This window comes from Bacteroides sp. AN502(2024), assembly GCF_041227145.1.
Lineage (GTDB): Bacteria > Bacteroidota > Bacteroidia > Bacteroidales > Bacteroidaceae > Bacteroides.
Genome location: NZ_JBGFSP010000004.1, coordinates 18007 through 42541 on the forward strand (window position 1 = coordinate 18007; position 24535 = coordinate 42541).

Here is a 24535-nt window from a genome sequence, read left to right on the forward strand (position 1 = left end):
GTTATTATGATAGTAACAAGACAGAATTATTGGAAATATTCCCTACGACTAATAAGTTAATAAAACAAAAAAACAGGTATAAAACTATACTTTCTAATATTCTCTCCTTGAAGAATTAAACCTAAATATGCCTCATTACCTTGAAGTGGTAATTGGCAAAATCGACAAATATACGCACTATTTCAACATGATTAAGTTAATAAAAACACCTTAAAAATCAAAAGTACCATGCTTATAAGAAGAACGAGGAGATATATAATAATCCTCACCCGGGGTCTGGGGTTGTATAAAATCTTGTCTGAATATTTCCATAGGATTATCTGTAATCAAATTTGCATCATGGGTATATATGTTAAAATAACATTCTGGATCTGTTTTTTGGTTATATGGTCCTTCTCCCACAAAAGTGAATTTGTAAAAACCGATTTTTTCCCCGTCTTTTCTGACCGTAAGAAACCAGACATTACCAGTACTTATCGTTTTAAATCTCAATCCATTTAATGATGAATAAGTTTCCTCTATAAACTGATCATTCAAATATGTTTGTTTTTTACAAATAAAAGGCAATTCAAATTTCCCACCTTCAGCTGGTAGAACAAAAGGATTCTGTTCCGAATAGATTTTATACACAAATGTCAACTTCCCTTTATCTATAATTAGGGGAATTTTTTCTACTTTTATGCCATTAATAGTAGAGTAAGAAATCTGTAGATCACCATTCAAAATTTTATCTTCCTTATTAATATTTGAGGTTATATTTAATACAATTTGATCGCCCTTTACTTTTGTCTCTATATCAGAAAAAAGAGTTTTATCAAATTCTATCGAAACATCCTTGGGAATAATCGGAACCTCTGAATCTAAAACATCATCTATTAATGTCTTTTGAAGAATTGTAAAAGTAATAGTACGTTTCTCCCCCAAGCAACTAAATGGTTTAGATACGTTATCACTTGGTAACACCTGATATTTAAAAATTTTATTATTTTCTTCTTTTTCACAAGAAAATAATGCTAAGGAAACGAACAAAAGAATGAATATTTTCTTCATATTAACACAGTTTGTTTTTTTTTGTAAATTAAAGAATTTTCCCTGTACAATAAAATACCAATTAATTGGTATTTTATCACAAATAACCATTCATGTATTTATTGTTTCAAGGTTACAACGACAGTAGATATTCCACCAGGAACACTGAATCCAAAGGAAATGGCAATCGGTTGTCGTATATCAATATTCTTATTCAATTGAACTTTATATTTGCCTCTTTGTATTTTGCTTATGGTCATAAAACCAAAGTCTATCTTTACAAGTATGCGATTCCTACAATGGAAAGTGGCCTTACTTCCGTCAGAAAGCTCGACAACAGTTACTTCCTTTGACATTATTCCTTTTGTAATCCTATATTCTTCCTGTCCCACAATTATAAATCCATACATATTGTAATCACCACATGCTATCTGAAAATAGGCTTCAGGGTGTTCCGGTGACAGGTCTATGTGACTCGGGGTAATACTTGACAATCTATTTCTCTCTTCATTAGAGCAAGAAAACATTAAAATTATTGCTATACATAACAATAGGTATTTTGTTGTATTCATTATGGCAAATATTTGGTTGTATGAATATTTAAAGCCTCAGTCTTGTACGGGGCATAGCATTCCTTCCAACGGGTATGTTGAAAACGATCCGCATTTTTACTGAACAATTATTTTATTTAAAAGGCTTTACCTTAACAGTAACCTTTTCTGTTTTATTAGCATGGTTATAAAACACATTACTACAACTCTGAAAGAGAATCAAACATCCGAACAATACAAATACTATTTTCTTCATAAATGATACTTTTTATTTAAACAATCCATATATTATTTCTTGTAACAATCCACCAAAATCCATTTCCACTTTATGCTTTTCAAATTTATAGTAAGGCATTAAGATAGGAGTAACTCCCCCACATTCAAAAGGATATTCACGATAACCCTTATACCTAATTCCGTTCCAAAAGAATCCGTTATATCGAAAGCAACACTGCCTCCGTAGTCATTACGGCTGAATGAAGTAACAGGAGTAAATAAAAAACCATCAAATACATGCAAACTCATTCGGGAATTAAAGGAGTAAGAAAGTTTACCCGATATACCAAATGTTTCATCCACACGGCGAGGGGTACTTAACTTCATTGCATGCAATGCAACATCAGCAAATAAATTATCTGACAATGATTTGTTATATCCAATAGCAGCATAGTTAAAAACACCAATACCAATTAAATTCATTTGGCGCCCCATGCCGTAAACGTGACCATTCCACAATGGTCCTATTACCCCCGACACATTATATTCCCCTTTATGTAAAGGACTTTGGTCTGTATAAAAGAACGGGTCACCCTTCTTGAACTGAAAAGTAACACCGGAATTTGTAGAAATAACAGAATTTCGATATCTCCCAATAGGATATTTTACCGAATCAACTGCAAAATCTTTATTAGAACGCAAATACCCTTCTCTCACAGGATTCATATTACCCCACCTCGACTCTTGACCATACGCATCAAGAGGAAAGTAAAACAGCAGCATAATGATCCAAAATAAAACAAATGCTGCAAAATTAATTAATGTAATCACCTTTCTATACATATTAATTGTTATCATTATACCCAAAGCATGAAAATAAAAGTATAACATACAAGAGCTGTAAACAAATCCACTATCAACACAATAAAATAAATCGTTTTTGCATCTTATCTTTGCGATATGTATTTATGCAAAAATATGTAAATTTCTTTATCAGTAAAATACCCATTAATTAGTATTTCATTGACAAAATGAAATGTACTTTAAAAGCCAAAAGTTATATTCAATTCATAACCTAAATGCCTATCCAATATAAATAATGCTTTTAGCACCAAGATACAAACAGAATAACACAAAATCAACCTTTAAAGGAATGTATTACTATTATAAAAGACAGAATTATTCGGGAGATTCCCTACTCTAAAAATGTTAAAGAAATAAAATGATATAAATAAATATTAGTATAACAATGTCATCAACGATACAATATCCCCTTTGTAAATTATACAATAAATAATAGCTAAGCAACCAAAGACAGTGCAAAGCCCAACAAGTAATAAAAGAACAAAGTATTAAATAAAGCAAAAACACCCAATTTTACTTTTTAGGCAATATTGTCCTAAATAAATTTTGAGCATGAGCTAACTGACTATACTGTTAAGTATAGCCTCGAGAGTTCAAAATCAATCCCCCCTAATCGTTTTCGATGGTTTCGGGAGGTGGTGTAAATGGTTGATCAAGCCATTTTTGGAGGTCGATTTTGGTAAATGTGTTCAGCCGGAGCGTGACCACAAGGTTAGCCAATGCCCATTTGTATCTTGCGATGTGCTTTAGCCATGTCAGAATCAGCATTGTAGTCATAGCAGTCCATATTTGGGTCTCTACGGCATTGCGGGATGTGCCGATAAAGCTCTTGATGCGTAGCAGTTGCTTGAGGTTGCGAAAGAAGATTTCTATGTTCCACCGAGCCTTGTACAGAGCCGCTATGCTTGATGCTGCCAATGTGAAGTTGTTTGTGAGTAACTCAATTTCAAAACCGTGTTCATCGTTCCATACTGCGATGCGACGTAAACGTTTGGGATATTTGGATTTGGCCGCCGAGAGTTCGAACTCGATTATTTCGTCAATAAGTACATTCTGAGCGTGTTTTTCAGGCAAAGGCAACTCCTCTATGGCTTTGTACCGGATATTGTCTTTATGACGCACTACAAAGAACACGTTGCTGCTGTCCCAATTATTCAGCAATGAGTAGTCACAGTAGCCTCGGTCGGCTACTACAATACTATACGGATGTAACTCAATATCAAAAGCAGCTTTGTTGTCGGTGGTTTTGCCATCGGTGATATTCACGAACTCCGGCAAAAGACTGTCATAGTCCAATAGCGTGTGCATCTTGACCGCCCCCTTGGTGGTAGTGTAATGTGCCCAGTCATATATTGACAGAGTCAATGACACCAATGTGGAGTCGAGCAGTTTTATCGGCATCTTGAAACGGAACTTTCTTCGTTGCCATAGGGCTTGCTGTCCGAAATACTGAAACAACGAGTAGAATATGCCGCGAAAAACCGAACTGTCTCGGTTGGCGTTCTGATATGCTACCGTTGACTTGGATGGTGCACGGTTGATTCCCAAATGATTGAGGTTGCCGGTGGCTGATTTCAGCCCGTTTGAGATATCTCTGACTGAATCACATCCTGAGAATTGGCTGAAAATCATGCTAACAAACTGACTCCATGTATTGTAGCCCTTACAATGCTTGTCTGACCCCGAAGATTTTATGATTTTCCTGATATTTTCTTTCGGGAGATGTGATATTACCTGTGCGAAAAGTGTTATATTTGCCATAGGAAGTAGATGAGTTGGTGGCTCGCTACTAAGGTAGTCATTTTACCTTAGTTCTACTTCCTTTTTATTTGTTCCCCCAATTTATTTAGGACAATATTGGGCTAAGATACAAAAAATTTCAGAAATCCACCCAACTTTGGGCTTTACAGAATTTGATATTCTGGAAAAATACCGCAAGAGTTTTCATGAGAGTGAGCTTGGCAGGCTTCATTCGGTCTTTCCATTTGATCGTATGGCAAAAGCCGCAGGCCTGTCTGAACAACGTTTGGGCCGCAGGAACATATTCAGTCCTTCCGCAAAGATCGCCCTTATGGTCCTGAAGGCATACACCGGATTCTCCGACAGGAAACTGGTGGAACATCTGAACGGGAACATACACTACCAGATGTTCTGTGGAATCATGATCCCCCCGTCCCTTCCCATAACCAACTTCAAGATAATCAGTGCCATCCGTAATGAGATAGCATCCCGCCTTGACATTGATTCCTTCCAGGAGCTCCTGGCTTCACACTGGAAACCTTATCTTGATAACCTTCACGTCTGCATGACCGATGCCACATGCTATGAGAGCCACATGCGTTTTCCTACGGACATGAAACTCCTTTGGGAAAGCATCGAATGGCTCTACAGTCATATATGCCGGCATTGCAGGGATCTGGGCATAAGGCGTCCGCGCAACAAATACAGGAATGTGGCGGAATCCTATCTGTCCTACTGCAAGAAAAGAAAGAGGAGAGCTTCAAGGACAAGAATGCTTAAGCGCCGTATGATCAAGCTTCTTGAAAAGCTCCTCAGTCAAAGGGATGGGCTCCATAGCGAGTACGGTGCTTTACTCCGATATACACAGGATTACCATAAGCGTCTTTCCATCATCAGAAAGGTGCTCATCAGCACCAGGTAGTTATACAGCGAATCCACCTTATCCACCAGGGCAATCTGTCTGGCGTAAATCTTATCGTATTCTTGTGTTTTGGATTCCATTAGCTTATATTCGCTTCCATTCGTATGGATAAAGCCTGTGAGCAGTGCCATGCTCAAAGCCGTACTGATTAACAGTCCGCCGGCAAACTCCAAATATCCACGGATGATTTTCTCACTGTTCTTTGCTTTCATAATTCTTATAAATAAGTGTTTATTCCGAGGTAACACGGACTGGCGTCACCCGTCGGTTTTAAATAAGTCTTGCGTTCGTCAGGGCTAACGCTGACCGTCACATCGAACTCCTGCCACGCGCCAAGAAAAATATCCGCCAGCATTTCAAGGGCTTTGCGGGAGCGGTTGCCGGGCAGGAACCTTTCGACTTCCCGTGTTGGCAGGTCGCCTATGTGTATATGCAAATCAGCCTCAGCACTATTAAGCACCCCCACATTCACACTGTTTGCTCCCAGTCTCATGTTCCCCAGCCGGTTCGGTTTTTGCGCCCTTATTGTCCGTTGCATCATTTTGGGACGCACACTTACCGGAGCTTCCAGAATCTGCGACAGTGCGTCGCTTACCTCTTCCAGTCTGCCCCGGATCGAATGGATATGCGGCATGAACTTGATGAACAGCAACGCCCCCTGTCCGGACAAAATATGAATGACCGGCCAGCAAGCGGCAAAGAGTTTCGCATAATCAGAATATTTGTTCTTTTTATCGTACCGCAATTCGAGCAATTGTGCCTGTATCCCTTCTCTGTCCACTTCACTCTCCAGCAGGCTGAAAAAGCGGCGGATAAAGAACTCTTCGTTGCGATGCTGCTGCATCTCCTCCAAAATCAGTTCCAAATCTTTCACCTTGCCGGGAAAAAGCGCCTCATGGAACAATCCCTCCGGCAGCGAATCATAAATCCCCCGGCGGTTGGTCTTTAGTTCTATGTATGCCCCCTCCGCTATGCCGACATGATTCCTATGCTTCACCGATCGGATATCTTTCGAAACATTGCTCAGGTTATTACCGTCACGCACCATCATAATTTGAGCGGTGTCGAACCCGGCTTCCGCTAGCAAGGCTCCGTATAGCTCTGCCTTGAAGTCGGTGTCCATTGTATTGGGCGGAAGAAGCCCCTTTATCTCTTTGGGTAAGCGATGTTCCATATCAATCCATTATGCTCCATGTTTTGTTCTGTCCCGTAGTATTGTTCCCCGTAGTGCGTTCCGATACCACAATATTCTCCTTATGCTGACCGATATATTCCAGCGTACTGAGCCGTTGCCACAATTCGGTAAGTGTGTACATAAACGAATAGGCACGAACCATCGAAGCCCGGATATCCGTATGTTCGTACAGCATCTCCAACGTATCGGCGAGCTGCTCGTCGAACGAACCGGGGGTTACGTCGCTCCACTCGTAGAAATATTTCTGCGTTTCCTCCTTTTGCGTCCCTGATAGGTAGCTGAAACTTACATACATAATATGCGCCAGACTCGATACGGAATCCAGTACATCAATAGGAGCATTGTACAGCCCTTTATTGGTATAACTGAATTGCAGGGTGGCGAGATAGCGGAGCATCTCCCGACATATCAGAGAGATGTACGCACCCAGTTCGCCGCGATTATCCCTGTTATGTATTTTGGCTATGATAATTTTGCTGTAATTCTCCAGTGAGCGGAACATATTTCCGAACTTGGCATGATACTCTTGCAGTTCAGGGTGGCTTTTCATCGTCGTACAGGGCGGGATAAAGTCGGCATCTACCATGAATCGTTCGGCATCCTTGCGGATACGTCCGATGGTCAGGTAATGCGCCCCCAGCTCACTCACATTGATTTCTCCTTTGGGCATCACAAACAGCCGATAGGAGGGCAAGGCGTTCGGATGGCGGGGTGGAACTTCCTCCGGATTGGGGTCACCCGAGCCTACCCGGTGGAACGGATCCACGGAGAGGATAATGTCCCATTGCGTGATATTCTTACGGGTATCCGATTCTACAGAATAGTTCTTCACTAATTCGCTTCCCGTTTCGGTGGCATCAAATTGGATGCGGATGCCCGAAGAGGTGATTGCTTCACAGGATTTCAGCCGCACTTCAATGTGTCCGGTCACGTGCTGGCTGATGCGGATACCGTTCTCCCCATCCCGGTTTTGTCGGGCGGGCAGCAACCCGTAGTTATAACTGTTGGTTCGTACTTCTATGCTATCGCGAATGCTGTCCAGAAAGTAATCGTCATGTTGGTTGAAGATGGCGGCTGACAGCGGCATACAGTCCGACCAGTTTACTAAATTTTTCTTTGCCATATAGTATGTAGTTTTATTTTTATATTCTTAGTTCTCATTATGTTCCATTACCCGTTTAGCAACAATTACATCACGGCTGCGGATGCGGTTATCCTTTACGGTAAGGTTGAAGTCTATGTAATGTCGGGGAGATAGCAAGGTGGGTTTCCGGTAGAAAATCCATCCTCCCTCTTTTGCTGCATAGTCGTCTATCGGGGCTTGTGGAGACTTCAGATTATAGTCGTCAATCATCCGGTGAAACCATGCGCCGAATTGCATTTCGTCGGGTGCTTTCACACTGAGCTTGACCGGTTCCTGGTCACTTTCTTGTTTGTATAGCTCTATTTGCAGGACTTGCAGGCTGCCCGGGTCAAAATATCCGTCCTGCTCGGTATCGTCTGTATATCTCCATACTTCATACACGGGAATCGGAATGGCGATAAAGATACGGTAGGTGCGGATAAATACCGAGACAATGACGAATGGAAGTAGGCAGGTGGATGCCCACAGACCGTATTTCAGTTCATTGAAGAGATTGAAGACAAGGGTGAAGAACAACATAGATACTACCAGTATAAAACCAGTGAGTATGATTTCGTAGCGGTACTTGTAGTCGTCCTTAAAAACCCACGCAATCATTCGGATGTTATAACTGCCCAGAAGGAGATACAGCATGGCAAGGAAAATGTAACCGTAGGGCATGAAATCGTAGTCAAGGAATCCCAGTAAGGCAGGGAGTGTCAAGAGTGCGATTGTGCCAATAGTATAGCCTACCAGCCGCTTGTTGTTCAGCAGAGCGTTTTTCTTTGCTATGAAAATCCCTAAGCCTACCAGTAACAATCCCAGTATCGGGTAGAGCAGGTAGGTGAAGGCGAGGGTTTGGAAGAATGAATTCATATTCATCTGTATTTAGTTAATACTTTAATTTATATTCTGCTTCTACATCTATTGGGGTTCGTTCTCGTCCCATTGATAGTCTATTAAAGGAAATGTGTTATATCTACTATCTATATATAAATAATTACTTATTGTTTTTTTCTTCTGAATATCAGATATTGTCCAACGGGCAATATGTTTCTCTTTGTCAACCCACATAAATGAAAAGTGATATTCCGTCACAAAGGAATATTGTTCATTATTGCCATTCTCTATTTTTGCGTATTTCAAACTGAATTTTTCAGGATAATCATGCCAAGTTGCATAAATTAAAGAATCGTTCCGAATAGCTACATATTCTGGTGCAATCATTTTTTCATCTTGAAAATTTGGATAATTATATACTACATATCCACTATCAGTATCTGTGATTGCCAACCAAATAGCCTCATATGGCCTTGATTCGGTTTCTGTACAACTTGTAAATAAAAATAATGCAAATAAGAGTATAGTTATTTTCATGATAAAATATTTTTTCGGATTTGTACGACTATATATTTTTTGTTACTATTGTGGTATGGAGTTCCTTGTAGAGTGTTATCCTTTTTTAAATAGAGTTTATTATTTTCATGCGCCCCTTTGTATTGACCGTTTTCTTGTTGCCCCGTACCTACTTCATAAAAAAGATAATAGAGTTCGTTGTTTTTACACCCTCTACCAACAATCACAATAAAATGGTCAGTTGTCTTATCGCTATTAGGGGATCCTGCCTTATAATCAACTCCAACTAAAATAGGATAACCAGTTTCAAGTTGTTGATTGATATAATTCAAACCCTCCGATGCTTTTACAAAATCAATCGTTAAAGATGATGAGTGAGAAGAATTATCAGTTGAGGATTTTTCGACCCCTATTTGAATCACGGTATTATCATTGGGAGCTGAATTAGGGGAAAGCCCAGCATTTGTCAATATCACCTTACAAGCTTTATAACACGCTACATTTTGTTCTTTTTTTGTTCCAAATCGAGAATCAAATTGCGTTTGATAATCAATCTTGCTTCGCAAATCAATATGCTTCTTCCCACAAAGTGGACACACGCCTTCTTCTATCGCTTTTTCTTCTTCCCCTTTTTCATCCTCTTCCACATCCGCTATCATAAACTTCATTGTACCATTGACAGTGGATTTAGCAGCTTTATCCTCATCAGCTTTTCCGTATATCTGTAGTTCTATCAAACTCTTGTCATCCTGTTCGAATGCCGCAATAGAGGTATCCAAGGGGGTGACTTTTGCCAAAATTTCAAAAGAAAGCCCTTCTGCCAAAGCGTGTCTTCCTTTGGTGGCTTTAGCATAAACTCCACTCATCTCTACCGGAACACAAACTACGTTATCCAAAATAGTAACATCGTCTTTGAGACCCAACAATAGCTTCTTGATGCCGGTAGAATCTTTTTCGAAAAGTTCAACTCGCACTTTCTGACCATACATTCCACGGGTATGAATATGGAGAAAACCGTCTTCGTTATAATTAATGCTTTTGCGCAGGGGAGAATCCTCCCCAAACTTAATCATTTCTTTACTGCTCCATATTACTGATGTAATCTGCGGTTTTTTCAGATTACGTCCTATCAAGTGTATTTTTTGGATGGAAGGCACCGGAGCGTTCGTATCCTCTATCATGAAGGGAGGCCCATTAGGGTTATTGATTCCAAAACTAAATACATAGTCTGCACCCGCATGGCTTTCCTGCAATCCGTCATCACAATAGAAAGTATCGGTATATGCTCCATTTTCATCAACTCTGAACTTGGATATTTCTTCATACTCGCCTGTGACGGCATTAGTGCAATAACCTTTACATTTGAGTTTAGGAGCTTTTTCCCCCCTTAGCAATGGACGATTGTATTTCACACGGAGAGCAAATTTTAAATTCGCCTCATATTGCACAGAACCACAGCCGACTTCTTTATTAGCCCAATCTTTAAAAAAGACTTGGGCTATTTTTAAATTGGCTGGTTTCACTATTAATACACATTGTGCACAAAGGACAGGAATTCCCTCATATTTAAAAAACTCGACCAACATTATATTGCCCTGATACTTCTTACTCAGCCTAAAAACTTGATCTGCATCTATCCGAATATCAACAGGTATGTTACACTCTTTTTTTAAATCAAGATTGCCCAAACCTGCTGCAGTGGTTTCTGATTGTTTCTTCATTTCTCTCGAAGGTGTGTCGTAATGAACGATACGCCTTCTTTTTTTCATCACCTATAAAGAATCAGTAAACCTTCTTCAAGCTGCGCTCTTTTGAAGATTTGTTTGATAAATGTGTTCCCCCCATCTGAAAAGAGCGGGTACAAGTTTATAAAACAGTTTAATCATCCAGTCTATACCTTCTTTTCTCATTTTTGCACACATCTTTTTTATATTGAAGGCAATGGCCAAGAATGCGAAGTCCATAAAGACCTTCTCCTTTCCAAAATGGCGGAAACGTTTGTAGTTCATATTATATTTTATTTGCCCGAACACAGCTTCCGGTTCTATACATCTTTGCCCTCTGTGTTTCAGTCCTTCTTCGGAACATAGTAATTCTTTGGCTTTCTGCCTGTATTTCCTGAGTCTGTGATTCAGTTCTATTGTCCTGTTTCCCTTTGCCTTAAAACATAGACATCTCAACGGACACCCTTCACATCTGACGGCTCTGTACCTGGCATTTTCGCTTACATATCCGGATGCAGTTTTCACATGCCCGGTTCCTGTCCTCCGCATCTTTTGTCCCATGGGGCAGATGCAATAGTCATGTTCTTCATTGTAATAGAAGTTTTCGGCCTTGAACGGATTCGGTTTGAATCCGGGTCGCTGTTCCATGTGGAAGTAGTTGTATTTGACGTAGGCTTCCATATCGTTTTCAGACATGAAACGGTAATTTTCCTCAGAACCATATCCGGAGTCGGCAACCACCATATGGGCCAATCTGTCGTATCTGCCTGAAAAGGATTGCAGGAAAGGTATCATGGTCAGTGTATCCGTAGGATTGGAGAAAAGAGCGAAGTCGGTAATGAATTGGTTCTCGGTACCGATCTGAAGGTTGTAGCCGGGTTTTGTCTGCCCGTTACGCATGGCGTCCTCCTTCATCCTCATAAAAGTGGCATCCTTGTCTGTCTTGGAATAGGAGTTGCGAGCTTGCAGATTTTCCAGATGACCGTCGTATTCCTGCAGTTTATCTCTGTGTTCTTCCAGCTCCTTGAGCTGTTTGCGTTTCTTTTTCAGTGCAGTCTTTTCCTCTTTCGTGCAAGGATCGGGAGCCTGTGCAAGTGCATTACGTAATTCTCCCGCCATTTCGGTCAGCATAGTCGGAGTAAACTCTATCCCCTCATTGGTCTCTGATGATTTCTCCTGAGCGATGAACTCGTCTATCTGACCTAATAGTACATGTATTTTCTTCATCAGGCGTTCACGGTTCCGTTCGACCGTTTTTCTCCAGACGAAAGTGTACTTGTTTGCCTTGGATTCGATTTTTGTACCGTCAATGTATTCCACATTCAGGCTGATGAAACCTTTGGAAGAAAGCAGAAGTACGGTTTGGGTAAACACCTCGTTGATTTCCTTCTTCACCCGGTTGCGGAATCGGTTGATGGTAATGAAATCCGGTTTCTCGTATCCGGCCAGCCATATATAATGGATATCACGATGGAGTAGCTTTTCTATTTTCCGGCAGGAGTAGATGTTGTTCATGTAGGCATACAGAATAACCTTGAGCATCATTCGGGGATGGTAAGCACTACGGCCGCATTCCTTGTATAACTTTCTGAAACCTTCAAGATTCAGGCTTTCAACCAGAACGTCAACCATGCGAACCGGATCGTTTTCTGCAATATCCTCATCGATTCTCCCAGGAAAAAGCACTGTTTGGTTGGGAATGTAAGGACGAAAATGTATCTTTGTCATAGTGTAAATTTTATGCTTAAAGATACAAAATCTTTAGGTAATAACAAAGCCCCTGCTTGTGAAAGTCGGGGCTTTGGGCAAAAAAAGAAGGTGCGCATTTTGACACACCTTCATCGCGTAGCAGTATCTGTAAGCTGAAATAAAACAGAGGTTACAGAGTTCTCGACAACGTGATATTGCCGGTCGCTGACCTTCATATCAATGTTTATTGTTAATTGATTCTTATCATCTGACATAATAATCTTTTTTTTATTTGAATCTATTCTTATTCGACTATGCATAACCAACCCAAAATCCGTTTATGCTGAGTCTTCCAGCCTAAAAGTCCCAAATGTTTTCGCGAGCCGCTTATATAACCGTAATTCTGTCATATCAGTCCCACTTCACCGGTGCTTACGGCCAATATAATAGTTACGTGCCCGTAGGGATTGAAGAGATAACCATCGAATATGACGATATCCCCAATTTGCGGTAATACTTCTTCTCCATTTTTCATATAACAAATACTCCTTTCGGCTGTCACTTACTCTTCTTTGTACATCGTTTTCGTTCCTGCAACTCATGGTAGTATCGTACGATTTCGTCATCCTTATACTTCTCATAAAAATTAGAATCTCTTTCATCATATAAAATGTAGTCCTTTGATTTTGTCCCAATATAATCGGCGTCGGGTTCTGTCCCCAGATTATAACTTATGACAATCTTCCATTTATCAGGACTTTCTTCCATGCGAACAATGCAAATATCTCCTATAGAGGTTTCATTATAGTTGCATTTTACATGCATTTGTTTCTCTAAATAAAACTTCCGGGTAGCCCAGGTGTTTTTTACAAATCCCATAAAATAGAATGTAATATCTCCTCGTTTCTTTAAATCTGCTAAAGACAAGCCTGTTGTATCATGATAGTTTATCATCATCTTCATGCGCTCCAAAGTATCCTTAGGAGGATGTGCTACTAATATATTCTCGGAATAATAGGTACTGTCTATTCGGTATATATCCAAACCTTTACCCTGAGTTATGTGAATAAACGGAGGTTGCGATATGTTAGAATAAAAGAATGCAATACCTCCAGCAATGATTACGAATATCAGTATCGTTCTGACTCTGTTTTTATATCTCATGCTTTTTCTATTTTTCCTCTAAATGAACGTTTAAATATAAATACGAGTGATAAAAGGCTTGGCTCTTGTCATCTGACATGATAATCCTTTTTTTGAATCTATTCTTATTCGGCTATGCATAACCAACCCAAAATCCGTTTATGCTGAGTCTTCCAGCCTAAAAGTCCCAAATGTTTTCGCGAGCCGCTTATATAACCGTAATTCTGTCATATCAGTCCCACTTCACCGGTGCTTACGGCCAATATAATAGTTACGTGCCCGTAGGGATTGAAGAGATAACCATCGAATATGACGATATCCCCAATTTGCGGTAATACTTCTTCTCCATTTTTCATATAACAAATACTCCTTTCGGCTGTCACTTACTCTTCTTTGTACATCGTTTTCGTTCCTGCAACTCATGGTAGTATCGTACGATTTCGTCATCCTTATGCTTTTCATAAAAATTAGAATCTCTTTCATCATATAAAATGTAGTACTTTAATTTTGGCCCGATATAATCGGCGTCGGGTTCTGTCCCCAGATTATAACTTATCTCAATCTTCCATTTATCAGGACTTTCTTCCATGCGAGTAATGCAAATAGCTCCTATATAGGTTTCATTACTGTTGCATTTTACATTCATTTGTTTCTCCAAATGAAATTTCCGGGTAGCACAAGTGTTTTTTACAAATCCTATATAATAGAATGTAATGTCTCCTCGTTTCTTTAAACCGGCTAAAGACAAGCCTGCTGTATCATGATAGTTTATCATCATCTTCATGCGCTCCAAAGTATCCTTAGGAGGGTGTGCCACTAATATATCCTCGATATACCAATAGGCGCTGTCTGTTCGGTGTGTATCCAAACCTTTACCCGTAGTTATGTGGATAAATGGAGGTTGCGATACGTTGGAATAAAAGAATCCAAAACCTCCAACAATGATTACGAATATCAGTATCGATCTGACTGTCTTTTTATATCTCATGCTTTTCTATTTTTTCCTCTAAATGAACGTTTAAAAACAATACGAGTGATAAAAGGCTTGTATCCATGAAAATGTTGAAGAAGAAACCAAGATACGAAACCATTACCAATATCTGAATGCAATGAAAAATACCATTTAAGATCTTCCTTGTTCAATCCAAAGTGATCCAATAAAGTCACCTGATAAGTTAATTTATAGCTACCGTCATTATGAAGTTGATAATCTAAAATTGATATTTCTGTTGCCCATATATCCCCTAAAGCTATTCCAACTCCGTCAAACAGGTTTTTTCGTTTTTCTCCACTTTTTACACCTCCATCATACTGAGGTGTAAGACTAAAGACTTTACCATCCCTAATAGCTTTTCTATGTTCCTTTGTCCGAGCAGTACTACCCTCAACTTTCCAATAGACCTCTTTATCTTCTAACATTCCTACGTCCCCCTTATGTTTGTTCAATTGGTTGCGCATATATTCCTCCAATTCTTTGCAATACCTTTCAGTGGAAGGGTGTTGCTCAACCGCACTTGTAAGTGCTGAATTTTCATAAATACCTCCGGAGTTACTACGGAATTTATGAATCATTTTTATGATGTTATTCCGTAATGCGGCATTGGTTATCGAGAAAACGGATGCCATGTTCTGAAATATTTCAAACAAAGCATCATCCTCATTAAAACCGGGTTTGATTGTTGTCTTGAGCCGCTCCAAGTCAGATAAAGTGGAAGTTGGTGTAAGAGATTTTAGAGAGGGCTTATCTTCCTTGCTGTAAATAGCTTTTCCTCTTTTCCGAACCAGTTTGGTTCTTAGGTCATAGTTTGTCCTATCTACCCTCGTCTTGTCAGCCTCCATCACGGAATAGTCATCTTTCACCACGTCCCTTTGCTGTTCTCCATCGGTTTCCGGTTCCGGCTGTTCGAAATCCTTTGCATTGGAAAAAAGAGCGTGGACCGATTCGTCAAAACTGTTGTTCTCATACTGTTTTTTGTATGCTTGTAACTCTTCTGTGGTATAAACCGGCCGTGCGGATTTGAACCCATACCCGTAAGCCATGTCATCGGCAATGTCTGTTCCGGTTTCATTTAGCCCCGGCATTTTATACCGGTCAATAATGATAGGAAACTCCCATTTTTTGATTTGGGTATTGACTTTGACATTGTCAGAAGGCTGGTTGATATAAGCTTGCACACAAAGTTTTTTCCCTTGCCATTCTTCTTTTACCGACAGTTCAAGCACATCTGTCCCCGGTTGGTCAACTGTTTCTTCCTTTTCACCTATAGTCACTTTCCATTTGACACGGGAGCGGATCTCGTCGCTTACGATTGGCGTATTATAGTGTTCAACTTCATAAATCAAAGTTTGTCCGACGAAAGATTCCTTTTCTCCCTTCACTGTTTTAACAAGAATATTCTCCTCTTTTAATAGCAGAGAGGCTTTCATGTCAATCGAATGCTTTGCCAAAGCAGTTGGATCTCCCATTGCATCCAACTCTCCTTGATGCTCACCTGTTGCCTGTTGCATCTGTTTGCTTCCTGGCACAGGAATCTGTCCTGTTTGCATAAACTCTATACAGTCGGGGCCTCCACAACTACATGTCCCTTTGCTTTTGTCCGTAAGCGGGTTCCCCCCCATCATCGTAATCTTACTAAACTGCCCGTTCCATTGCGTGATAGCGGGTACACATGGTTTAGGGAACATGGGGTTTACTTTGCAAATTCCAAATCCGGGAGGATAGATGACGTTTCCTAATGTCATCGTACTGGCACAGAGTTTGGTCCCATTTAATCTAAAAAACTGGTTGTCCGTAACCATCAGTTTTCCGGGTGCTGCTCCATACTTGCACATACACATAGCTTTGTCAACAACAAATTCTTTTCCTGCCATAACTTTCTGCGTATTAGTCAAACAAAAAACTCTTTAATTTATTGGCTTTTTGAACCGAACGGTCTTCTACTGAAATACTGACTTTCTTTTTACACTGTCCATCCAAAGTATTATAATAAAATTCCGCAATCAAAGAAAATATATCATTTTCTTCGGAATACTCACAGATTAATTTACCTGAATATCGTTTACTGTTATACTCTTTGACGTGAAATGTCTTGATATCCTTATGAAATGAGCCATCGCTATCAATAGCCAAATCATAAAAAGTACTTTCACCACGTCGTGGAAAATTATAACAAACAATATCCATATCATCCAAGTATTCCTTAAAATAGAACTGGATAAAGGAGTCTTTGCGCAAAGCCTGTAAAAAAACATTTTCAGTATCCATATTTGACTTTGACAATTCAATATATTGCTCATAGGCTATACAAGGTATTTCCTCCACGATTTTCGCACATTCCGCTTCCCATCTTTCCTTTATATCAGTAAAATTAATAACTTCCATAATCTTTCCCGACGTAGAAACTTTCAACTTCATTGGATAATACGTATTAGAAAGACGAAGCATAAATAGATCCACCATTTGAGAAGGTGGATTACCATTCAACTTTACATCCTGCCGGGAACGCAATTCAAAAATGAAATAATCATCTACATTCTGATAAGATGCAATTACTTCTATAATTGCACTGTACAGACTTGCTTGCGAGCCGGGAAAAGTCGTGGACACATTTATACTGTATTGTCCTTTTAGGTTGCGAAATTTATACATATACATCTTTATTATTGGGCAATATCCACTCCTTCGGAACTCTTCAATCCTATTTTTGCGTTAGCCAGTAACTTCATACCTCCCTGAGCTGTTAAGGTCATATCCTGAGCATCGTACATCAGATTCTCATCTACTGTTACAGATAAATTTCCTGCTATACTGTTTGTACTATCTTTGGCGATACTTTCCGTTAGGGATTCTCCAATAGCAATTTCAGCATTTCCTCCAACATCTTGTTGAAAATCGGTACCTATTTGCATCACCGTTTCTTTTCCCGAGGACGTATTAAGTTGTTCACCCGCATTGATATTGATATTTTGGGCATTTAATGTCATTGTTTCAGGTGCAGTTATTTCGATATTTTTCCCTTTGGTATCAAAATGGAACATACATCCGTTACGATCCTTAATTGTAATGCCCCAATCGCCCCCCTCATCATCATTGAACTCCAGCGTATGCCCACTGCGGGTGCGTATGCTCTTGACTGTATTGTCTGTTGCCGCTCCCTGGGAATTTGCCTTATAGAAAAGGCTGCCTGTTACATACGGACGGTCTGGATTGCCTTGCTCGAAACCTACCATTACCAAATCACCCGGTTCGGGGATAAACACAAAACCACGGTTTTTGGCAACTTGGTCGCTCTTGCCTGCATCCGGGCTTTGTACCCGCATCCAGTAGCTCTCGCCGCCATCTACCTCCTGCCACATGAACTGTACTTTGACACGTCCCTGATTTTTAGGATCGTCATTGCTCACCACTCTTGCCATCTCCGGATAGGCTACCGGCATCACGGCATCTCCCCACGGCATGACGGGCGTACCACCCGGTACACCGCAGAAGGTGTTGCTATATCGTCCCTGACTATCTACCGTATGCGTAATCTCAGTAATACGGTAACGTCCCAAATCGGTAATCTTAACTCCCGGGAAACTTTCAGGTACACGGGTGACTACCAATTCTCCCAGTCGTATGCCACAGTAACGGCTTGAAGCCTTGATTTGAGACAATTGGGAATAGTTGCGGTGAAATCCGGCATCACCGTAGTGCTCCAAATCCATTGCGCTATACGCAGGTCTCATCGAGGGGAGTTTCGCTTCGGTAGGGAAGATAGGTTCACTGCATTTCTCAGCCGAACGGGAACCAAGGGTAGCGCCTTTAGGCGTTCCGCTGTAGTCGTAATAGAACTTATCATTGACGGGGTCGAACTCATAGGTGCTGTGATTCAGCGAACGGATAGTGGCATTGATGCTGACTCCCGTCAGATCTACATCATACCCTGCACGGCTTTCCGTCTCTATTTCAGGGTCTCCTATCTGTAGCGTTTCCCCGTTGTAATAGAACCACTCGCCGTAGGAGCGCAGCAGACGGGATAGGAATCCGTAGCTTGTTTCTTTATAGCGGGCAACATAAGGGATGATGTCCGTATGTTTGGGATTGTTGGTCACATTCATTTTCACCCCACTCTTATCAAGTATGTCACTGACTATCGTATTCAGGTTTTGCTCTACATAGCAGTCCATAGCGGGGTCTCTGTCCAGCAGGATGGTAGGGCTTCCCCCTTCCAGTATGACAAATCCCTGATTACCGTCGAAGCCTTCCACATGAATATCAGAAATCAGTCCGTGAAATTCCGTTTTCTCTCCACTCTCATGGTGGGTCATGATGATGGATACCTTCTCACCCAGTTGCTTGAATATCACATCGGGACCGATAGCCCAGACACTTGGCTTGTCCGGACGATAGTTTACTTTGATTTTGAAACGGTGGTGTGTACTGACCGACTGAAAAAGTTCCATTGTTACATAATCACAGACTTTTCCTGCTACTTTTATCTCCACGCTTACAGCGTCCAAGTTTGTCGATGCCATAGTTAATATATTTTATGGGTGAATACTATGAGTTAATAAAAACACGGTAGTTATAGGTTTCCGGAGACAACCGCCTGAGCTCACTGTCTAAATCAACGACGAATTCTTCCCGGTCTAATCCTTGCATCCCCTCCGATAACCGTAGATACACGTCCAGCGTCCTTATGAAACCTTCGCTTTCTTTTTTACCGGCTGCATACCCTAGCTTTACCTCCACAGAGCGAATGCTGTCGCCATACCTTGCCATGCAGAAGTTGCGTATATCCTCTTTCGTGTATATACTGCCGTGTGACAACAGCATGAATCGGTACATATCCATCCGGCGCTTTACGGATGGGGAGGGCTCTCCTCCATGGGCGGAAGTGACAAACCGCAGCGTATCTTTGTCTATATCGGGATTAGCACAGTCATTTAATGGCTCTCCCGCATAGATGTCATTGGCAAATTCGCCATTAGTAAGAGTATAATCCACAGTTAACCGGGTATCCTTGTCATAACGTTGGTCGATGACTACATACGACAACATTTCCTGTCCTCCGATTCCGTCTTTATTCTTATCTCCCAATTGGTTTACCCGTTCTTCTATCTGCTCGATTACCTCTTTCATTCCGTCTTTGTCTGTCGAAGAGAAAGCCATACTTTCGTCATATAGCAGGTCTGTCAGGCGGTTTAGAAAATCTTTGGCATCCATCGCATTGAAGCGTTCGCAACCGCCCCTTCTGACCGAATAACAGCCGGCTCTGCCTTCATCCTGTGTGCCGGAAATTTCCCTAAGTCGGTCTCCGTGGTTATCGGTAATCGAATCCACAAACAGGAAATATTCAAATTCCGTCTTTTCCAAAGGGAGAATGGCCGAGACGGAATCTACCTTTCTGGTAATCTTTGCCGGATATTTGTTTACTACGATAAAAGTGTTCATCTGCACCTTTACCTGTTCCAGTATTTCTTTTGAAAAAGCGGTGGGAAATTCTATATCTATCCAAACAGTATCCGCATCACATTCGGCAATGAAATCACTTGGCAGCAGGAAAGAGATTTCCTCGGGCACTCTGCTACGTGACAAATCTCTGACTTTTAATCCGTGAACTTTCAATGTCAGGTAATGGGAAGCATATTTGCTGGTTATTTCTTCCGTAATCAACCTGCCAAGATCGTATTTCTCACTGACCGAACGTGTGGAGTCGTACTCCATTCCCCCTTTAATTTCTACAGGAATACCGGCAATCGTGCAATGGCAGTACGGCAGTAATTTCAGATAACTGCTTTTATCCGCTACAAGCGGTATATCTATATATAACGGCAAGTCGTTGAGGGTAGTTACATTGTTGCCTATTTTCATCCCGATACTGATTTTCCGCCCCATTACCGGCACATCGGAACGAAAGCGGGCAGTGGCGTCACGTTCTCCTTCGGGAGTGATTGTGCAAAATTCATCCGCCGTCACGAGAAACTTCAGTTCGGCATTGATTATGCGGGTTTCATGCAGCGGAGTAAAGAAGAGATTTTTCATCTTATACTTCTTCACTATCTCCGTGCTTTTATAAGAAAATAGGTCTGTGGGAGATACAGTAGCTTGCGGTGTATATGGTCGGGCAGCAGCAATAGCATGGGCGGGTTTGGCAACCAATGCCGTGTGTGGAGTAAGGGCGGAAGCGACTTTCTCCAACAATCGGCTTTCAATGGCGTGCATATCACCGGACAGCTTGAAAATTTCGCCCGACAAGGCTTCAATCAGCAGTCGGATAAGGGGGTCTATGCCATCTATATTTCGTATGTCATATAGGGTTGCCGCCTGTTTGAACATCCGGGCTTTAATGCTTTCTTTTGTGAATAGATTTGCCATACGTTTTAATTTTATATTTCAACTGCCTGATTATTCGTTTGATAAAGGTCCCATGTATAATTTGTAACCGAAACCGCAGGGAGCACCGGTGGAATTCAATGTGGCGAGTACTGTAATATCTACCCGCTTACGTATCATCCGGTTATCCAGAACTTCTTCCCTGACGACTTCTTGTAGGTTTACCGAGAGAGTGATGTCGGAAATGCGTTTCTCATAAGTGGAAATCGCCTGCATCACGTATCCGGTAAACAGTTCTTTCCATTGTTCGGTAGAAACAATGCGCTCAAAGTCCAACTCCCAAATCCGACAACCGTATTTGGGGTCGAAACGGTGCTCACCCGGACAGGTGGTCAGCAACAGTTCGATGTGCTGGTCGATGGATTCCAGTTCGGAACATCTTTCCAGTTGCCGGATATCTCCTTCGAAGAGCTTTTCCAAACGTACCGGTAGTTTATAGTATTTCTGTTTCATCTTCCAAAGAATTTACTTTGTCGTGGTACGGCTATTCTACCGCCCCACATACTGCTATGTCCTGTGTCATACCGGCGCTCGATGCCGAATGAATTTCTTTTGTACAAGTTATGCGACCATAGGTAGGGATTCCTCCGGTCTGCCAGTATCTCCTCCAACTTAGCCAAAAGTAATCTCCTGTCGGAAAGATTGCTTTCCAGAACATAGGTCATATAAGTTCCGGTATAGGGGTGGTATTGTGAAATGAATAATTCACACCCGCCGCCTTGCATCGAGACTTCGCATCTCTCCAACATAGTATCATAACTGATATATACTCCCGTAAGCCCGCAAGCCGGTGCGGGGGAAGCATGGGGAACTGCCGTCCCGATGTATCCGAGCTTCTCGACTTCACCGCCTTGCCAAAGACCCGTTTTGAGTAGTCCTGCCATTTCATGTAGTGAGTATATAGCCATAATATTATCGTTTTAGTTCAAATTCATCACCTCCCATCCGGACAGACGGAAAAGTCATCACAATGGTCTTTACCGATGCGTCTCCCTGCGATACATTGCGATAATGCACGCAACTTGCATCACTGAATTTTATCTCGAACAGTGCACCTTCGTCCATAGCATCGCTGTTGCGGTAGAATCGGACTACTCCGTTCTCTTTTCTGTTCGATTGCATTATCCAGTTCTCCACCTCCGCATTTACCGGCTCCGAGAACACAGCGTATGCTTCCATATATTCTTTCGAGGAATTATCCGGCTCATAGGCAATATCAAACTCGGACAAGATGTGCGACTCTCCGCAAAGCGTCATTTCGCATACCATATCCGGATTGCGTCTGTCCGCAAACACTTCTTTTCCTTTAAACAGCCTGTCGAAAAAGCCCATAGTTATTTGTTTTTAAAAAATAAGTCATTGTCCGTTACAATCTCTTTGGCTTCTATCACAATGATAGTCACCACACCTTTTTTAACCCTCGAATCGTAGTTCATACGATAGCTCCTTACCGATGCGCCCGAAAATTGCAGTTTGGCAAAGGTCGTTTCGTGTTCATCCAGTGTAACAATCGCCCCATCTTCCTTACGGAAGGTGTCAAAAAGCCATCCCAGCAGGGTAGCGTCAGCAAATCCATCAATGACGATTCGTATTTCTCCACCGCATACGCCGGAAGTGATTTCACCTTTACGCCCCACATTACGGCTCAATCCGTAATCAAAGTGTTTCAGCGGATATTTCCCCCGATACACACCGTGAGGAAGGTCGATATTCTCTTTATGTAAGTATAAATAGGTTTGCATCCAACGAATATTTTTATTTATTTGATGGCCATCTGAGTTTTTTGGTTTTCTTTACTATATTTCCTTGCTCATCATATTCTGAGATTTCAAGTGTTATGGTACCATTGTAGTCGGAATTGTAGATATGCTTAACTTTTTTGTTCCCTTTATAATAGATACTGTCGGTTGAGTAGCCTGTACTTCTTATAGTATGATTGACATTTACTTTCAGTCCGTTTTCTTCATACTCTGTTTCTTTATTGACTAAAGTCATATCATTGTCCAATTCTTCCTTAATTTTCTTTTTTCCATCAATGTATTCCTTCATCACTCTATTAAGTACACCGTTTAAGGTAATCCGAGTGATTAAGGTATCATTAACAGTTTGTTTCAATGAACACTCGATATTTTGTTTGTAATCGGAAGAGGGGACAAGATTAACAGCTTCTTTATAATCTGTATCATTAAATTTATAGGTTTCTTCTATTTGCCCGGTATTTAAATCATGATGGATTTTCTTCGTATTATTTCCATTATTATCATAGTAGTAGTATTCCTCATATCTTGAGTCAGAAGAGGGTCCATCTCCTAATATTATAATACTTTTTTTATACTTAGGTTTATTCTTATCATAATAGGTAGAAAAAGTATAACTAAATGTGTCTTTATTATTTTCCAATACAAGTTCTTCTATGGTATTTTCAGTGTAACTCATTGTTTTTAGCAATGATTCCGACAAGGGTTCCTCTACAGTATAGCAAGAAGAATCATTATCATAACTATATATCTTTATAAAATTATTTACATCTGCCAAAATTCCTTTATCTTTATTGCCTCCAAAATAGAGATAGTCATATTCAGTACCCTGTGCAGTTAGAATCCTGTTGTTTTCATTATAAATATTAATATATTTAATAATATTAACAGAATTATATTCTTCCTGCTGTTTACTATTTTTGCAGCTCAATAAAAGTAATATACTACCTAAAAAAAATAAATTTCTTATATTCATTATTTTAGAATTTAACTCCTAGATTACCTAAATTTTTTTGCATCTCTATATAATGTGAATTCAGTATTTTGTGACATTCATTCATCTTTTCCTCTACAGATTTGTCTCCACTTTCAAATTTTTTTTGTAATTCTCGATATTTTATTAGTGTTTTTTTGTAATCGCTATAATTTATACATGCTAATCTCCATTGCATCAAGTCCGTCTCATACATCCATGTGCCTAAACTTATGACAGTCATATAGGGACTTAATTTTGCTTTTCCGGCTGCAAACAGTAAAATGTCTCCGGCAGCTGACCAATATTCACCATTACCTACCTCATCTATAATAGAAATAAGCGACAATCCATCTCCAATTTTGCCTATATGTTTATTATCCATTAGCATATTCGCTGCATCAAGGGGAGCTCCGATTTGGTCATTTATTTGACTACCTAATGATAGTATCCCATTTCTTGCGTCATTTCCCTTTAGTGCTCCTTTGGATTTTATTATGGGAAGAGGTATTTCAAAATAACTTTTAATAGCATCCGCCCGATGAATAAATTTTAGCATCTCCTCCACGATACCATAAAATGCATAATAGGCATCGTAATCCAATTTCAACAGTTCATCTTTTGACAAGACATGGAGCGTATGCAATGTTTTGGTCTCAATGATTGCATCTTTCCTTTGAAAATATGGAAAAGGTATTTGCTGATATTTGGGAATCGCCCATAATTGTTCCGGATTAGTGCGGATAAAATATAGGGTTTCCGTTGTCCAATATACATACCCGATGCCTTCTACCAATCCCGTATAGGTCGTATTACCGGCATTTACCATCGCCTCAAAATCAGACAATTTCTTTATTTCTATTTTCTTACCCATC

At 40.5% G+C, this 24535-nt stretch carries 25 protein-coding genes and 1 pseudogene; 3 read left to right on the forward strand and 23 right to left on the reverse strand.

The annotated features are described in order from the left end of the window. Nucleotides 1-210: 210 nt before the first annotated feature. The 4 genes from AB9N12_RS14900 to AB9N12_RS14915 all read right to left on the reverse strand — a co-directional run bounded on the left by AB9N12_RS14900 (nucleotide 211) and on the right by AB9N12_RS14915 (nucleotide 4421). Nucleotides 211-1050, reverse strand: a complete 840-nt coding sequence (locus AB9N12_RS14900) for a hypothetical protein (RefSeq protein ID WP_369892911.1) — start codon at nucleotides 1048-1050, stop codon at nucleotides 211-213. A gap of 98 nt (nucleotides 1051-1148) precedes the next feature. Beyond that, nucleotides 1149-1601, reverse strand: a complete 453-nt coding sequence (locus AB9N12_RS14905; protein ID WP_369892912.1) for a hypothetical protein — start codon at nucleotides 1599-1601, stop codon at nucleotides 1149-1151. 333 nt (nucleotides 1602-1934) lie between these two features. Beyond that, nucleotides 1935-2627: a hypothetical protein gene (locus AB9N12_RS14910; protein ID WP_369892913.1), complete on the reverse strand. Its 693-nt coding sequence runs from the start codon at nucleotides 2625-2627 to the stop codon at nucleotides 1935-1937. 642 nt (nucleotides 2628-3269) lie between these two features. After that, nucleotides 3270-4421: an IS4 family transposase gene (locus AB9N12_RS14915; protein ID WP_369888970.1), complete on the reverse strand. Its 1152-nt coding sequence runs from the start codon at nucleotides 4419-4421 to the stop codon at nucleotides 3270-3272. A 79-nt stretch (nucleotides 4422-4500) separates the two neighbouring features. Here AB9N12_RS14915 and AB9N12_RS14920 point away from each other — a divergent pair. Further along, nucleotides 4501-5319 (forward strand): annotated as a pseudogene (locus tag AB9N12_RS14920) (transposase); the annotation flags it as partial. Here AB9N12_RS14920 and AB9N12_RS14925 read toward each other — a convergent pair. Genes AB9N12_RS14925 through AB9N12_RS14955 form a run of 7 tightly spaced genes read right to left on the reverse strand, consistent with a single transcriptional unit; the run spans nucleotide 5271 to nucleotide 12448 of the window. Then, a complete protein-coding gene (locus tag AB9N12_RS14925; protein WP_369892914.1) occupies nucleotides 5271-5534 on the reverse strand; it encodes a hypothetical protein in 264 nt (87 codons plus the stop codon). The pseudogene AB9N12_RS14920 and the gene AB9N12_RS14925 overlap by 49 nt on opposite strands. A gap of 5 nt (nucleotides 5535-5539) precedes the next feature. Further along, entirely contained in the window at nucleotides 5540-6496 is a 957-nt protein-coding gene (locus AB9N12_RS14930; protein ID WP_369892915.1) for a type VI secretion system baseplate subunit TssG, read from the reverse strand. 1 nt (nucleotide 6497) lies between these two features. Then, nucleotides 6498-7640 carry a type VI secretion system membrane-associated complex protein TssK gene (locus AB9N12_RS14935; protein WP_369892916.1) on the reverse strand — a complete coding sequence of 381 codons (1143 nt, stop codon included), beginning with the start codon at nucleotides 7638-7640 and terminating at the stop codon, nucleotides 6498-6500. A 27-nt stretch (nucleotides 7641-7667) separates the two neighbouring features. Continuing rightward, nucleotides 7668-8516, reverse strand: coding sequence for a TssN family type VI secretion system protein (locus tag AB9N12_RS14940; protein ID WP_369893272.1), 849 nt, complete (start codon nucleotides 8514-8516; stop codon nucleotides 7668-7670). Nucleotides 8517-8564: 48 nt separating this feature from the next. Then, nucleotides 8565-9017 carry a hypothetical protein gene (locus AB9N12_RS14945; RefSeq protein ID WP_008659747.1) on the reverse strand — a complete coding sequence of 151 codons (453 nt, stop codon included), beginning with the start codon at nucleotides 9015-9017 and terminating at the stop codon, nucleotides 8565-8567. Further along, a complete protein-coding gene (locus tag AB9N12_RS14950; RefSeq protein ID WP_369892917.1) occupies nucleotides 9014-10765 on the reverse strand; it encodes a hypothetical protein in 1752 nt (583 codons plus the stop codon). The genes AB9N12_RS14945 and AB9N12_RS14950 overlap by 4 nt, the downstream gene beginning before the upstream one ends. A 27-nt stretch (nucleotides 10766-10792) precedes the next feature. Then, nucleotides 10793-12448 carry an IS1182 family transposase gene (locus tag AB9N12_RS14955; protein ID WP_369889341.1) on the reverse strand — a complete coding sequence of 552 codons (1656 nt, stop codon included), beginning with the start codon at nucleotides 12446-12448 and terminating at the stop codon, nucleotides 10793-10795. A gap of 331 nt (nucleotides 12449-12779) precedes the next feature. Between AB9N12_RS14955 and AB9N12_RS14960 the strand changes: the two genes are divergently transcribed. Continuing rightward, nucleotides 12780-12923 (forward strand): hypothetical protein, encoded by a 144-nt coding sequence (locus tag AB9N12_RS14960; RefSeq protein WP_369892918.1) that lies wholly within the window; start codon nucleotides 12780-12782, stop codon nucleotides 12921-12923. 44 nt (nucleotides 12924-12967) lie between these two features. On the opposite strand, the gene AB9N12_RS14965 is transcribed toward AB9N12_RS14960, so the two are convergent. Beyond that, entirely contained in the window at nucleotides 12968-13573 is a 606-nt protein-coding gene (locus AB9N12_RS14965; protein ID WP_369892919.1) for a hypothetical protein, read from the reverse strand. A 170-nt stretch (nucleotides 13574-13743) separates the two neighbouring features. Here AB9N12_RS14965 and AB9N12_RS14970 point away from each other — a divergent pair, with 170 nt between their 5' ends. Continuing rightward, nucleotides 13744-13887 (forward strand): hypothetical protein, encoded by a 144-nt coding sequence (locus AB9N12_RS14970; RefSeq protein ID WP_369892918.1) that lies wholly within the window; start codon nucleotides 13744-13746, stop codon nucleotides 13885-13887. Between the two features lie 44 nt (nucleotides 13888-13931). Here the strand turns inward: AB9N12_RS14970 and AB9N12_RS14975 are convergent, their stop codons facing one another. From AB9N12_RS14975 to AB9N12_RS15025, 11 genes are all read right to left on the reverse strand, one after another. Beyond that, nucleotides 13932-14540, reverse strand: coding sequence for a hypothetical protein (locus tag AB9N12_RS14975; protein WP_369892920.1), 609 nt, complete (start codon nucleotides 14538-14540; stop codon nucleotides 13932-13934). Beyond that, a complete protein-coding gene (locus tag AB9N12_RS14980) occupies nucleotides 14537-16423 on the reverse strand; it encodes a DUF3289 family protein (RefSeq protein ID WP_369892921.1) in 1887 nt (628 codons plus the stop codon). The genes AB9N12_RS14975 and AB9N12_RS14980 overlap by 4 nt, the downstream gene beginning before the upstream one ends. Before the next feature lie 13 nt (nucleotides 16424-16436). Continuing rightward, nucleotides 16437-16934 carry a hypothetical protein gene (locus AB9N12_RS14985; protein ID WP_288776374.1) on the reverse strand — a complete coding sequence of 166 codons (498 nt, stop codon included), beginning with the start codon at nucleotides 16932-16934 and terminating at the stop codon, nucleotides 16437-16439. A gap of 278 nt (nucleotides 16935-17212) precedes the next feature. Beyond that, a complete protein-coding gene (locus tag AB9N12_RS14990; protein ID WP_369892923.1) occupies nucleotides 17213-19069 on the reverse strand; it encodes a type VI secretion system Vgr family protein in 1857 nt (618 codons plus the stop codon). Nucleotides 19070-19094: 25 nt separating this feature from the next. Further along, on the reverse strand, nucleotides 19095-20912 hold the full coding sequence (locus AB9N12_RS14995; RefSeq protein ID WP_369892924.1) for a type VI secretion system membrane-associated complex protein TssF: 1818 nt from the start codon (nucleotides 20910-20912) through the stop codon (nucleotides 19095-19097). A 30-nt stretch (nucleotides 20913-20942) separates the two neighbouring features. After that, nucleotides 20943-21383 carry a GPW/gp25 family protein gene (locus AB9N12_RS15000; protein WP_005787083.1) on the reverse strand — a complete coding sequence of 147 codons (441 nt, stop codon included), beginning with the start codon at nucleotides 21381-21383 and terminating at the stop codon, nucleotides 20943-20945. Continuing rightward, nucleotides 21380-21838 carry a DUF5456 family protein gene (locus AB9N12_RS15005; protein WP_005787085.1) on the reverse strand — a complete coding sequence of 153 codons (459 nt, stop codon included), beginning with the start codon at nucleotides 21836-21838 and terminating at the stop codon, nucleotides 21380-21382. The genes AB9N12_RS15000 and AB9N12_RS15005 overlap by 4 nt, the downstream gene beginning before the upstream one ends. A gap of 4 nt (nucleotides 21839-21842) precedes the next feature. Beyond that, the gene (gene tssD, locus AB9N12_RS15010; protein ID WP_005794665.1) at nucleotides 21843-22262 is read right to left on the reverse strand and encodes a type VI secretion system tube protein TssD; all 420 of its coding nucleotides are present in this window, start codon (nucleotides 22260-22262) and stop codon (nucleotides 21843-21845) included. 2 nt (nucleotides 22263-22264) lie between these two features. After that, nucleotides 22265-22672 carry a type VI secretion system tube protein TssD gene (gene tssD / locus AB9N12_RS15015; RefSeq protein WP_005787089.1) on the reverse strand — a complete coding sequence of 136 codons (408 nt, stop codon included), beginning with the start codon at nucleotides 22670-22672 and terminating at the stop codon, nucleotides 22265-22267. A gap of 13 nt (nucleotides 22673-22685) precedes the next feature. Next, nucleotides 22686-23663: a hypothetical protein gene (locus tag AB9N12_RS15020; protein WP_369892925.1), complete on the reverse strand. Its 978-nt coding sequence runs from the start codon at nucleotides 23661-23663 to the stop codon at nucleotides 22686-22688. 4 nt (nucleotides 23664-23667) lie between these two features. Beyond that, on the reverse strand, nucleotides 23668-24534 hold the full coding sequence (locus AB9N12_RS15025; protein WP_369892926.1) for a hypothetical protein: 867 nt from the start codon (nucleotides 24532-24534) through the stop codon (nucleotides 23668-23670). Nucleotide 24535 lies beyond the last annotated feature (1 nt).